Consider the following 12,595-nt stretch of genomic DNA (forward strand, 5'->3'; position numbering starts at 1 on the left):
GAGGGGGCCGAGGGGGCCGGCCGCACGGGCGCCCCCTCCCCCTCCCCCTCCCCCTTCACCGCGCCGTCTCCGTCTCCGTCTCCGTCTCCGTCTCAAGCCGTACCTTCGGCAGGTGCCGGGCCAGGGGCGACGGGAGCCACCAGGCGCGGTCGCCCAGGAGGTGCATGACCGCGGGGACCACCAGGCAGCGGATCAGCGCGGCGTCCAGGAGGATCGCCGTCGCCAGGCCCAGACCGAACTGCTGGAGCATGCGGCTCGGACTGAGGACGAAGGCCGCGAAGACGACGATCATGATGGCCGCCGCGGCCGTGATGACCCTGCCGGTGGCGGCCAGTCCCTCGCGGACGGCGAGGGCGGAGTCACGGGTGCGTCCCCACTCCTCGTGGATGCGGGAGACCAGGAACACCTCGTAGTCCATGGAGAGTCCGAAGACGATCGCGAAGATCATGACCGGGATGAACGCCTCCACCGGGCCGGGCTGCACCCCGAACCAGCCGTGCTGGAAGACCAGGGTGATCACGCCGAGCGCCGCCAGGATGGACAGGAGGTTGAGGACCGCAGCCTTGACCGGGATCCACAGGGAGCGGAAGACCAGGAGGAGCAGGATCGAGGACAGGCCCACGACGATGGTCACGAAGAGCGGGATGCGGGACGACACCGAGTCGGCGAAGTCCTGCGCGGCGGCCGTCGGACCGCCGATGAGATACGTGGCGCCGGTGCGGTCGGCCAGGCCGGGCAGCACCTCCTCGCGCAGGGTGTGGACCAGGTCGGCGGTGGGCTCCGCCTGGGGTGCGGTGGCGGGGAAGGCGATGACCGTCGAGACCGCGCCGTCGGAGGACGGGAGCGGCGGGGTCGTCGCCGCGATGCCCGGGGTGTCCGTGAGCGTGGCGCGCAGGGCAGTCGCCGCCGCCTCGTCGCCCTGGGACACGGCGATCAGGGGGCCGTTGAAGCCGGGGCCGAAGCCCTCGGCCAGCAGGTCGTAGGCCTTGCGGCTGGTGGACGCCGCCGGGTCGTTGCCCGCGTCGGCGAAGCCCAGCCGCATCCCGGCGGCGGGTGCCGACAGGGCCAGCAGTGCCACGGCCGCCGCCAGCAGCGCCGGCAGCGGGCGGCGCTGTACGGCGACGGCGAGGCGGCGCCAGCCCCGGCCCTCCTCGGTGCCCTTCGCCCCGGCCTTCGCCGCGCGCTTGAGGACGTGGCGCTGGATACGGGCGCCGAACAGGGCGAGCAGGGCCGGCAACAGGGTCAGCGAGGCGGCCATCGTGACCAGTACGGTCAGCGCCACGGCCAGGGCCACGCCCTGGAGTGCGCCCAGCCCGAGGGCGACCAGGCCCAGCAGGGCGATGATGACGGTGCAGCCGGCGAAGAAGACCGTACGGCCCGCCGCGTCCAGGGCGGTGCGGGCGGCGGCGTCGCGGTCCGTGCCCCGGACGAGTTCGTGGCGGTAGCGGTAGAAGATCAGCAGCGCGTAGTCGACGCCCACGCCGAGGCCGACCAGCATCATGATCGGCGGTGTGAAGTCGGCGACCGTGAAGACGTGCGACGCGAGCGCGATCAGGCCCACCGCGCCGCCGACCGCGAACACCGCCGTGACCAGCGGCAGCGCGGCGGCCACCACCGACCCGAAGAGCAGTACGAGGATGACCAGCGCGGCGAGCATGCCCGCGCCCTCGGCGGCCCCGCCGCCGCCCTCCTCCGCGCCGCGCACCGCCTCGCCGCCCAACTCGACGGTGAGGCCGTCACCGTCCGCCGACCGCGCCGTGTCGATGATGCGGGCGACGTCCGCCTCGGGAACGTCCTCGGCCTTGGCGTCCAGGACGACGGTCGCGTAGGCGATGGTGCCGTCCGCGGAGACGGCTGCGGCGTCGGCGTACGGGCTGCGGACCTCGGCGACGGACGGCAGTGCGCGCACCCGGTCGAGGGTCCGCTCCACCTCGGCGCGGTCGCCGGTCAGTCCGGCGGGGTCCTGGAGGACGATCTGCACGCTGTCGCCCGCCTGCGCCGAACCGTGCCGTTCCAGCAGGTCGGCGGCGGCCTGGGAGTCGGTGCCGGGGAGGGTGAAGTCGTTGCGGTAGGCGCTGCCGGCGGCCTGCGAGCCGACGGTGACGACGGCGACCACGGCCACCCAGAGCAGCAGGGCGCCCCAGCGGTGGCGCCGGGACCAGGAGGCGAGGCGACCGAAGACAGCCGGGTGGGCCACGCGCCGGGCAGGCGGGGGTGAGGGGCTGAGTCCGGGATCGGGACCGGGGCTGGGATCGGGGCTGTGTGGGTGCATGCCCGCAGCGTCCGGTTCCGGCATGCCGCCGGGCGTCGGCCCCGGGAGGACAGTCGCCGTACGGCGTGGGTTGCGGGGGCGGAGGCGGTGTACGGCGTGGGTTGCGGGCCGGACGTGGTGTACGGCGTGCGGCGGGGGGTGAAGGGGGTGTACGGCGTGGGGTGCGGGGATGAGGGGAGCGGTCGACTCACTCCGTCAGCCAGCCGGGGCTGACCATCCCCGACTCGTACGCCAGCACGACCAGTTGGGAGCGGTCGCGGACGTCCAGCTTGGTCATGATGCGGCTGACGTGGGTCTTGGCGGTGGCGGGGCTCAGGACCAGGCGGGCGGCGATCTCGTCGTTGGTGAGGCCGGCCGCGACCAGGCGCATGACCTCGCTCTCCCGGTCCGTGAGGGTGTTCAGCCGCGGGCCCGGCGCGGGGGCGCGGACCCGGCCGGCGAACTCGGCGATCAGACGCCGGGTGACGGAGGGGCTGATCAGGGCGTCACCGCGGGCGGCGACCCGGACGGCGTGCACCAGTTCCTCCGGCTCGGTGTCCTTGACCAGGAAGCCGGTGGCGCCGGCGCGCAGGGCGCCGTACACGTAGTCGTCGAGGTCGAAGGTGGTGAGGATGACGACGCGTACGTCCTTCAGGCGGGCGTCGGCGGCGATGTTCCGGGCCGCCTGGAGGCCGTCGACGCCGGGCATGCGGATGTCCAGCAGGACGACGTCGGGGCGCAGTGCGCGGCAGGCGGCCAGGGCCTCGGCGCCGTCGCCCGCCTCGCCGACGACCTCCAGGTCGTCCTCGTCCTCCAGGATCGACCGGAATCCGGCGCGCACCAGACGCTGGTCGTCGGCCAGCACGATTCTGATCATGGGGTGGGGAGTGCTCCCTTCGGACGGGCGGAAGGCTCCGGGGTGTCCGGGCACGGCAGGGTCGCCCGGACCGTGAAGCCGCCCGCCGGGCCGGGACCTGCGGTGAGCCGGCCTCCGAGGGTGCGGGCGCGCTCGCGCATCCCGGTGATGCCGCTGCCGGAGCCGCCGCCCACGGGGGCGGGGCCGCGGCCGTTGTCGGTGACCTCGACGGTGATGTGCCGCGGGCCGCGCTCGGTGCGGACGGTGACGGCGGAGGCGTGGGCGTGGCGGGTGACGTTGGTCAGCGACTCCTGCACGATGCGGTACGCGGCGAGGTCCACCTCGGCCGGGAGCGGACGCCCCTCGCCGTCGGCGCGCACCTCGACGTCGAGGCCGGTCAGCCGGGCCGCCGCCACCAGGTCGCCGAGCCGGTCGAGGCCGGCCGCGGGCGCGGTGGGCGCCGACTCGTCGGCCTGCCGCAGCACGCCCAGGATCGCCCGCAGCTCGCGCAGGGCTTCCCGGCTGGCGTCCTTGACCGCGCCGAGCGCCTCCTCCGCCCGTCGCGGGCCGTCGGGGTCCTTGCGGAGCCGGCGCAGGGCGGCGGCGGACTGGACGTTGATCAGGGAGATGTGGTGGCCGACGACGTCGTGCAGCTCCCGCGCGATGCGCAGCCGCTCCTCGCTCGCCGCCCGCTGCTCCGCCTCCCGGGCGAGGGCCAGCCGGTTGTCGCGCACCCAGCCGAGGGCGACCACGCCCACCAGCCAGCCGGTCATCATGAACAGGGCGACCCCGTTGACGTCGTGGTTGCCGAGCAGCGTGCCGGTCCCGGTGAGCAGCAGACCGAGCGCGGCCAGGACGATCGCCGCGCGGAGCCTGCCCGCGGCGGCGACCGTGTAGAGGGCGACGACGAAGGCGACCATCAGCGGACCGTCGTAGGCGCTGACCAGGTAGTACGCGATGGTGGCGGCCAGCACGAAGGCCGCGGTCGGCACCGGGTGGCGTCGGCAGACGTACAGGGCGGCGCAGGCGGCGACGAGCAGGGCCCAGACGAGCGCGGTGGCCTCCCAGGACTCCTCGCGCTCGCCGATCAGCGAGCGCAGGCTGCCCACCGCGACCAGGACGAGGACCGCCCCGGCCAGCGCGGCGTCCGCCGCCCGGCCGCGCGGCAGCCTCAGCCGGGGGCGGGACGGCAGGGCGCGGGGAACCATGCGGCCAGCGTAGGCAGGGCACCGGCCGCGTGCCCTCCCCCGCGCGACGGAACCCGCCCGCGCGCACCCGCAACCCGGGGCGTAGCCGGACGCCGGGCACCGCAACCGCTGGGGTACGGCGGATACCGGCCGCAGGCCGACGCCCCGGAGCCGGTCGCCCGCCGAGGCTGACGGCATGAACAGCCGACCCTTGCCCGGCCTCCCCCTCTCCGTCCGCCTGCGCCGGCTGCACCGGCCGATGGTGGCCCTGCTGACCGTCGTCGCGCTGGTCCGGCCGGTGTTCTCGGTCACCGGAGCGACCGACGCGCTCGGCAGACCGCTCACGCCCCTCCTGCTCACCCTGCTGATCAGCCTGTTCTGGATTCTCGCCGTCGGGCTCAGCCGGGTGCGGGAGCCGCTGCTGACGCCGGTGGCCGCCGGGGTGGCGTACGCGGTGGCCGCCCTGGTCCTGAGCGGGGTGCTGTCGCCCGTGCTCACGGGTGAACTGCGAGGTCCCCTGGCACGGCCGCAGGCCATCCTGCCGATGCTCCTCGTCAACGGCGTGTGGGGCGCGGTCTGCGGCGTCTGCGCGCTGGGCGTGCGCCGGTTGCGCGGAGGAGCGGTGTGAGTGGCGGAGCGGAGGAGCGGTGTGAGTGGCGGAGCGGCGTGAGTGCAGGGGTGCGCGCGCGGACGGGGGGGTGGCGCGCTATCTCTCGATGCGGATCCGCCTCGACTCGCTCACCTGGTCGATCTCCGACACCCGGACCGTCGTCCTCGTCGTCCAGGTGCCGGGAAGCGGGAGGGTGAGGGAGTTGGTGCTCCAGTAGCCGCCCCGGTCCACGAGTGCCGCGTCGATCGGACCGACGTCCTTGTCGGGCAGGGTGAAGGAGAGGCGCAGTTCGGGGACGGCGGCCAGGCTGCCGTCGGGGCCGAAGACGACGGCCTGCACGGCGTTGTCCCCGGTGCGGCCGGGGTCCAGGGTGATCTGGACCGTGCCCCGGCCCGAGGCGCCGATCTCGAAGGGGATCGTGGTGACGGACGCGGGCAGCACCCTGCCCGCCGGCGCGGTGCGCGCCGCCTCGGCCGCCGCGCGGCCCGGCACGGTGCTGGTGAGCACGGTGGTGATCCCCAGGACGACCGCCGCGACGCCGGCCTCGGCGAGGACGGACCTGCGCAGGCCCCGGCGGTGTGCCTCCCCGGCGGTTCCGGGCGGTGGCACCGGCCCGGACGGCTCCGGGGCGGCCTCCCCGCCCCCGGGCGGCCCGCCCACCCGTTCCCGCACCCTCTCGGGTGCGCGCTTCCGTTCCCGTACGGCTGTCCCGGAGTCCATCAGGGCCGCCGTCCACCGTCGGGACACCGCCGCCGCGGCCAGCAGCACGGCGACCGCCGCCAGCTTGGCCAGCAGCAGCCTGCCGTACGCCGTCCCGGTGAGCGCCTGCCAGGAGCCGAGGCCGCGCCAGGACTGGTAGACGCCGGTGACGACCAGGACGGTCACGGAGGCGAAGGCGATCCGGGAGAAGCGGGTGACCGTGGCGGCGACCGTGGTGCCGCGCAGGGTGACGAGGAGGGCGACGAGGCCGCCGAGCCAGACCGCGGTGGCGAGCAGGTGCAGCACGGACGACGTCACCGCGAGCGGTACCTGGACGCCGGCGGACGCGTGCTCGGCGGCGGCCCAGGTCAGGGCGAGACCGACGGCGAGCGCGGCGCCCACCGCGGCCGGGGCGGGGGTGGGCACTCGGCGCCGGGCGGTACGGGCCGTGCGGGTGAGGAAAAGGGCGACCGGCGCCAGCAGGGCCAGTCTGAGCAGCAGCAGCGCGCCCGGCCGGGTCGTCGCCGTGTCGCCCAGCGCGGAGACGTCCAGGGCGGCCGACGGTCCCGTCCCCGCCTCGTACGGGGCCCTGAGCAGCAGCAGGGCGACGGTGGCGGCGAGCAGCGTCCACCAGGACGCCACCAGCGGCCGGCGCAGCGGGGCGGTGTCCGGTGGGCGGCACAGGGCGACGAAGGCGGCGGTGCCGATGAGCAGGGCGGCGGCGAGGTGGGCGAGGTAGCGGGCGATCTTGTGGAGGGTGGCGGTCAGCGGGTTCTCGGTGGGGCCGGGGTCCACCGAGACCGTCGTCGCGGAGGGATTGCCGACAGAGAAGGCGAAGGCGCCGGAGACGGGGTGGCTGTCGGCCGAGACCACCCGCCAGGCCACGGTGTACGTGCCCTCGCCGAGCCGGCCCGGCAGCGTGACGCGGGCCGTGTCGGAACGGCCGTCCGCCCGGCCGGCCTCCCCCGTCCGCACCCGGTGGCCTCCTGGATCGAGGACGCGGAACGAGTCGTCGCGCAGGCCGACGGACTCGGTGAAGGTCAGGGTGACGTGGCGCGGGGCGCGCTGGAGGACGCTGCCGTCCCCGGGGTCGGTGGAGCGGAGGGCCGCGTGGGCGGACGCCGGTCCGGCGCCGCCGAGGACGAGCAGGAGCAGCGCGGCGCCCAGCAGCACCGGCCACCGAAGCGCCCGTGGTCCTCGCGGTCGCCGGCTCCCGGCGCGCGCACCGTCATCACACCTCACGTCGTGTCCCCGTCGTCGGAACCCACTGCCTCGGGGATGCGTACGGACGCGGCGGCCGCACCGCTCAGCGGTTGTGCGGCCGGTTCCTCACCACGACGGACGTGCCGTCACCCCGCCGTCCACCACGAGGTCGTGACCGGTGACCCAGGACGCCAGCCGTGAGGCGAGGAACACGCACGCGTCCCCGACGTCCTCCGGCCGCCCCAGCCGTCCCGTGGGCGCCGCCCGCAGCCACCGCCGTACGCCGTCCGGCCAGGACTCGGCGAGACCGTCCCGGTCGATGAGGCCGGGCGAGACGGAGTTGACCCTGACTCCCCACGGCCCGTACTCCAGGGCCGCCGAACGTGCGTGCATGACGACCGCCGCCTTGGAGGCGCTGTAGTGCGCGTGGGCGGGAGCGGGCGCGCCGGCCTCCACGGACGCGATGTGGGTGACGGTGCCGCCGCCGTCCTGGTCCCGCATGATCCCGGCGGCGGCCTGCGTGCACGCGAAGACGCCGGTGAGGTTGGTGTCGACGACCTCCCGCCACTCGGCGGCCGTCATGCCGGGCAGCTCCCGCAGGGGCTGCACGCCCGCGTTGTTGACCAGTGCGGTCAGCCGTCCGCCGCCCCAGTCGGCGGCGTCCCCGACCAGGGCGCGGCAGGCGTCCTCGTCAGTGAGATCGGCGCGCAGCACGGTCGCCCGTCCGCCGAGCCCCCTGATCCGCGCGGCCACCTCCTGCGCCGCCGCCACCGCCGTACGGCAGTGCACCACGACCGCCGCTCCCTCCTCGGCGAAGCGCAGCGCGATGCCCCGGCCGATGCCGCCGCCCGCGCCGGTGACCAGGGCGACCTGTCCGTCGAGGAGTGTCATGGGCGGCACAGTTCCACGATCCGGTCCGCCCGGTCCGGGTAGCGCGCCGTGAGTCCGGCCGCGTCGCCGTGCTCGTAGTCCCCGTAGGTGAAGCCGGGCGCCATCGTGCAGCCGAAGAGCGACCACGTCCCGCCGGGGGCCACCCGGCCGCCCATCCAGGTTCCGGCGGGGACCGTGAACTGCACGTGCTGGCCGCCCAGGACGTCCGGCCCCAGCAGGGCCGTACGCGTGCCGCCGTCCGGGTCGAGGAGCAGCAGCTCAAGGGGATCGCCGAGGTAGAAGTGCCAGACCTCGTCGGTGGGCAGACGGTGCAGCGCGGAGAAGTCGTCGGGGCGGGCGGTCAGCAGCGCCACGATGGCGGTCCCGGCGGGACGCCCGTCGGGGCGCTCGGGACCGGCCCAGGTGCGGCGGAACAGGCCGCCCTCCCGGGGGACGGGCTCCAGCCCGTAGTGCTCGATCAGGTCCTCGGCGGTCGGCGGGGGCGGCGTCACGCCGGGAAGGCTACCTCCCGGCGGATGAAGGCGAGTTGTGCCTTCTTCTCCGGCAGGTACACGTCCGGCAGGTCGACCTCGGGCAGCACGACGGCCGGTCCGGCGGTGAAGCCCTGCTTGACGAAGCGGGCGATCGCCTTCTCGTTGCCCACGTCCGGGTCGACCACGATCCGCCTCCGGTCCAGGCCCACCAGTACGTACGCCATGACGGCCGACGCGAGCGCGGCCGTCCAGCCGGGACGCGCGCCCTCGGGCCCCGCCGGCGCGAGCAGCAGGTGGACGCCGATGTCACCGGGTTCGACGTCGTAGCACTCGCTCACCCGGTCGGCCTCGGGGTCGTAGGTCTGGAGCAGCGCGACCGGTTCGCCGTCCTTCACCACCAGGAAGGCGTGGTGGGTGTCGAGCGTGTCCATGTGGGCGTACGTCTCGGCGACCCGATCCCGTGTGAGGCCGGTCATGCCCCAGAAGACGGCACGCTCCTCGCTCACCCAGCGGTGGATCACGTCGGCGTCGGCGGCCGCGTCGAGGGGGAGGACGCGGACGGTGCCGAAGCCGTCCAGCTCCTGCTCGTGGACGGGCGGGCGGGAGGCGTACGCCGACGTGCGGGGGGCCGTGTGCGGGTCAGTCATCGGTTTCCTTCGTGAGCCGGTCGAAGTCGGTGATCACCGGGACGAGTTCGCCGTCGAGCCACAGGGTCTGCTGGTCGCGGTGGTGGGGCGAGCCGGGGACACCCGAGGCTCCGTGGGGCACCACCCAGCGGCTGTGCTGCCGGTCGGCCAGGTCCCAGACGTAGCGGGCGGCCGGGCCTCGCGCGGCGCGGTCGGTGAGTCCGGGCACGGCGGAGGTGCACAGCACGCAGTCGTGGTCGCCGGAGAGGCGGGGTTCCTCCCGGCCGTCGGAGGTGTCGGGCAGGGCTCGCCAGGGGGCGAGGCGGTGGGTGTCGCCCCAGGTGCCGGCGGGAGGCCGGGCGGCCACCTCCTCCAGCGCGGCACGGACGGCTTCGGCGCGGTCGATGCCGTACAGGTCGTCCGCGCGCAGCAGCTGTTCGAGGGCGTACGCGACGCGCGGCACGAGCGCGAGCCACGGCCGGAGCACGTCGGGGTACGCGGGTGCCACGGCCGCGGGGGCGAGGGCCGGGTGAGCCGCGAGGCGCCGTACGACGGCTCCGCGCACGGCCGCGTACGCCGCCGCGTCGGTGCTGCCGGCGTCCATGTGCCGGTCCCAGGCGAGGAGGCGGTCACGGAGGGCGGCGGCTTCGGGAAGCAGGTCGTCCAGGGCGGCGAGGCGGTCCAGGAGGGGGCCGGCCGAGGCGAGGTGGGTGTCCGTGTGGATCGCGGGCATGCCGGCCGCCGACCAGCCGTCCTTGCCGGCGAGCAGGGCGGCGATGCGGTCGGCGCGGTGCGGCGGGGCGAACTCGACGCCGAGCGAGGCGGCCGGGCCGCGCTGGTTGGCCATCACGGCGACGCCCCCGGTGAGGCCGGCGCGGGGCGGGGTGTGCCAGCCGGTCCACTCGTGGCCGGGCTCCCAGGCGAGTACCGGGCGCAGGCTGTTGGCGCTCGCCCGCACCGGTACGCGTCCCGCCACCCGGTGCAGCAGCCCGCCCTGGGTGTCGGCGGCCTGCACGACGTTGACCGGCTCGGCCCACGCGTCCAGGGCGCGGTCCACGTCGGCGACCCGGCGGGCCCGCAACAGCGGCAGCAGGGCGCCGAAGCCGAGGTCGGCGGTGACGCGGGGCGGGCAGCGCAGGCTGAGGGCGGCCGGGGTGCCGTCGTCGAGGCCCTCGGGGCCGCCGGCGATCACCGGTCCGCGGTCGGTCTCGATGACCTCGACGTCGATGCTCTCCTCCCCCGCGACGTGGATCGTCTCGGTGTGCCGGGCGGCGCGGTGCCAGGCGCCGTCGGGACCGAGCGCCTCGACGCCGGCGCCGGTGCGGCGCAGGCGTTCGCGGTAGAGGTCCTGGTAGTCGGCCATGGCGTTGGTGATGGCCCACGCGACCGTGCCGGTGTGGCCGAAGTGGGCGATGCCGGGGACGCCGGGCACGGCGAGTCCGACGACGTCGAACTCCGGGCAGGACAGGTGGATCTGCTGGTAGACGCCGGGGTCCTCGATGAAGCGGTGCGGGTCGCCGGCGATGAGCGCGTGTCCGGTGGCGGTGCGTTCGCCGGAGACCCGCCAGCCGTTGCTGCCGGCGGTGCCGGGTCCGTCGGTGGCGAAGAGGGCGACGGCGTCGGGGCCGAGGTGTGCGGTGATGTGCTCGCGCCAGAGCTTGGCGGGGAAGCCGGCGAAGAGGATGTGGATGGCGAGCCAGACGGCGAGCGGGGTCCACGGCTCCCAGCGGCCGGGGGTGAGGCCCACCCGGGCGAACTCGGGGGCGTCGCAGGCGGCGAGCCCCTCGTTCACGCCGTCCACGTACGCCCGTACCCAGGCGGCCGTCTCCGGGTCCTTCTCCTCCAGGGCGGTGAAGCAGCGGCGGGCGGTGTCCGCGAGGCGGGCGCGGCGGGCCAGGCGGTCCCAGGACAGCGCCTCGGGGCCGAGGAAGGACGCGGAGGTGCCCTGGGCGCGGTGCCGCTCGACCTCCAGCTGCCAGGCCCGGTCCCGGGCGGTCACCCGGCCCTGGGCACGGACGAGTTCTTCCGCGTCGGCCGCGCGGAGGTGGGGGATCCCCCAGGCGTCGCGGTAGGTCTCGGCGCTCACCCCTGTGCCTCTACTCTCTTTAGGTTAGGCTCACCTAAGTTGATTGTCGTGGCCGAATAGTACGTGAAGGGTGAAGAAACGATGAGGCAGGGGCGGGGTTGGGAGGGCGCGGTCCTCAAGCTGATGCGGGGCAAGGACTTCGAGTTCACCGTGACGGACGTCGAGGACGTGACGCCGGACTTCCGGCGGCTGCGCCTGACCGACGGCGGCATGCTGGCGGCGACCGGGGTGCACCCGACCATGTGGGTGCGGCTGTGGTTCGACAACGCGGGCAAGCCGCACCAGCGGGCGTACACGCTGGTCGATCCGGACCCGGCGGCCGGCACCTTCGGCATGGAGTTCGCACTGCACGAGGGGTGCGCGAGCGACTGGGCGCGGACGGCGAAGCCGGGCGACACCGTCGAGGCGACCGTGCAGGGCACGGGCTTCCAGGCTCCCGAGCCCGCGCCCTCCCGGCTCTTCGCGGTCGCGGACCCGGCGTCCCTGCCCGCGCTGAACTCGCTGCTCGACGCGCTGGGGCCGGTCCCGGCGACGATCTGGTTCGAGGGCGGCGGCGCGGCCGACGGGCTGCCCTTCCGCACCGACCCCGACCGCCACGAGGTCCGCACGGTCCCTCGCCGGGACGCGGGTGCCCATCTGGTCGCACAGGTGAAGGAGGCGCTGCCGGAGCTGCTGCGGTCAACTCCCGAGCCGTACGTCTGGATCGCCTGCGACACGGCGACGACGCGGGCGCTGGGCGCGTACGCCCGTAAGGAGCTGGGAGTGCCCAAGCAGCGGGTGAACGCGCTGGGGTACTGGCGCGCGACCTGAGCCGTCCCTTGCGATCATCGGGGGCATGGACGTCACACTGCACCTCGCCCAGGACCCCGAGGCCGACGAGCTCCTCGGCCGCAGCCCGCTCGCCGCGCTGGTGGGCATGCTGCTCGACCAGCAAGTGCCCATGGAGTGGGCGTTCAAGGGGCCGTCGACCATCGCCCGGCGCATGGGCGCGGAGGACCTGGACGCGCACGACATCGCCGCGTACGACCCGGAGGCCTTCGCCGCGCTGCTCTCCGAGAAGCCGGCGGTGCACCGCTACCCCGGTTCGATGGCGGGACGGGTGCAGCAGCTGTGCCGGTACCTCGTCGAGACGTACGACGGTGACGCCGAGGCGGTGTGGCGGGGCGTCGGCAGCGGCAAGGAGCTGCTGAAGCGGCTCCAGGAACTGCCGGGCTTCGGCAAGCAGAAGGCCCAGATCTTCCTGGCCCTGCTGGGCAAGCAGCTCGGCGTCCGGCCGGAGGGCTGGCGCGAGGCGGCCGGCGCGTACGGCGAGCCGGACTCCTTCCGCTCGGTGGCCGACATCACCGGGCCGGATTCGCTGACGAAGGTCCGGGCGTACAAGCAGGAGGCAAAGGCGGCGGCGAAGGCTTCCGGAGGCTGAGCGGGTGCCTCCGGCGGTTGGGCGGGGAGGGCCTGCGGCGGGCCTGCGCCGGCTCGTGGTGCGGGGTGCCCGTGGCGGCCTGTACGGGTTTGTGGTGCGGGGTGCCCGCGGCGCCGCTGTGGTTGGGGTGCGGGTAGCACGCTCGGTTGTCCGTGGGTCGGGGCCGCGCCGGGGGTGTCCGTCCCCGGAACGGCGCGGGATCGGTCGGTTGCGGGGGTGAACGGCGCGGACGGGCCGACCGCTGCGGGCGATCGGCGCCCCTGCCCGTCCCTACGCCGAGCGAGCGGTTTACG

The 12,595-nt window shown here is 75.2% G+C and carries 11 protein-coding genes; 3 read left to right on the top strand and 8 right to left on the bottom strand.

From position 1 onward, the window contains the following. Positions 1-55: 55 nt before the first annotated feature. The 3 genes from IE142_RS19520 to IE142_RS19530 all read right to left on the bottom strand — a co-directional run bounded on the left by IE142_RS19520 (position 56) and on the right by IE142_RS19530 (position 4,315). A complete protein-coding gene (locus tag IE142_RS19520) occupies positions 56-2,272 on the bottom strand; it encodes an MMPL family transporter (RefSeq protein ID WP_229830684.1) in 2,217 nt (738 codons plus the stop codon). Between the two features lie 187 nt (positions 2,273-2,459). Continuing rightward, on the bottom strand, positions 2,460-3,128 hold the full coding sequence (locus tag IE142_RS19525) for a response regulator (RefSeq protein WP_191886943.1): 669 nt from the start codon (positions 3,126-3,128) through the stop codon (positions 2,460-2,462). Beyond that, positions 3,125-4,315, bottom strand: a complete 1,191-nt coding sequence (locus IE142_RS19530; RefSeq protein WP_191886944.1) for a sensor histidine kinase — start codon at positions 4,313-4,315, stop codon at positions 3,125-3,127. The genes IE142_RS19525 and IE142_RS19530 overlap by 4 nt, the downstream gene beginning before the upstream one ends. Positions 4,316-4,490: 175 nt before the next feature. On the opposite strand from IE142_RS19530, the gene IE142_RS19535 reads away from it, so the two are divergent. Further along, entirely contained in the window at positions 4,491-4,922 is a 432-nt protein-coding gene (locus IE142_RS19535; RefSeq protein WP_191886945.1) for a hypothetical protein, read from the top strand. Positions 4,923-5,000: 78 nt separating this feature from the next. On the opposite strand, the gene IE142_RS19540 is transcribed toward IE142_RS19535, so the two are convergent. The 5 genes from IE142_RS19540 to IE142_RS19560 form a co-directional block, all read right to left on the bottom strand. After that, complete coding sequence (locus tag IE142_RS19540) at positions 5,001-6,776, bottom strand: copper resistance CopC/CopD family protein (RefSeq protein WP_191886946.1); 1,776 nt, start codon at positions 6,774-6,776, stop codon at positions 5,001-5,003. Positions 6,777-6,932: 156 nt separating this feature from the next. After that, positions 6,933-7,697, bottom strand: a complete 765-nt coding sequence (locus IE142_RS19545) for an SDR family NAD(P)-dependent oxidoreductase (RefSeq protein WP_191886947.1) — start codon at positions 7,695-7,697, stop codon at positions 6,933-6,935. Then, complete coding sequence (locus IE142_RS19550) at positions 7,694-8,188, bottom strand: cupin domain-containing protein (RefSeq protein ID WP_191886948.1); 495 nt, start codon at positions 8,186-8,188, stop codon at positions 7,694-7,696. The genes IE142_RS19545 and IE142_RS19550 overlap by 4 nt, the downstream gene beginning before the upstream one ends. After that, on the bottom strand, positions 8,185-8,817 hold the full coding sequence (locus IE142_RS19555) for a GNAT family N-acetyltransferase (RefSeq protein ID WP_191886949.1): 633 nt from the start codon (positions 8,815-8,817) through the stop codon (positions 8,185-8,187). The genes IE142_RS19550 and IE142_RS19555 overlap by 4 nt, the downstream gene beginning before the upstream one ends. After that, on the bottom strand, positions 8,810-10,882 hold the full coding sequence (locus IE142_RS19560; RefSeq protein ID WP_191886950.1) for a penicillin acylase family protein: 2,073 nt from the start codon (positions 10,880-10,882) through the stop codon (positions 8,810-8,812). Before IE142_RS19560 ends, IE142_RS19555 begins: the two co-directional genes overlap by 8 nt. Positions 10,883-10,963: 81 nt before the next feature. On the opposite strand from IE142_RS19560, the gene IE142_RS19565 reads away from it, so the two are divergent. Both IE142_RS19565 and IE142_RS19570 read left to right on the top strand, forming a co-directional pair. Next, positions 10,964-11,692, top strand: coding sequence for a siderophore-interacting protein (locus tag IE142_RS19565; RefSeq protein WP_191886951.1), 729 nt, complete (start codon positions 10,964-10,966; stop codon positions 11,690-11,692). Between the two features lie 25 nt (positions 11,693-11,717). Next, on the top strand, positions 11,718-12,302 hold the full coding sequence (locus tag IE142_RS19570; protein WP_191886952.1) for an HhH-GPD-type base excision DNA repair protein: 585 nt from the start codon (positions 11,718-11,720) through the stop codon (positions 12,300-12,302). The last annotated feature ends 293 nt before the right edge of the window (positions 12,303-12,595 follow it).

Origin of the sequence: Streptomyces mutabilis, from assembly GCF_014649815.1 — a bacterium.
Taxonomy (GTDB): domain Bacteria; phylum Actinomycetota; class Actinomycetes; order Streptomycetales; family Streptomycetaceae; genus Streptomyces; species Streptomyces mutabilis.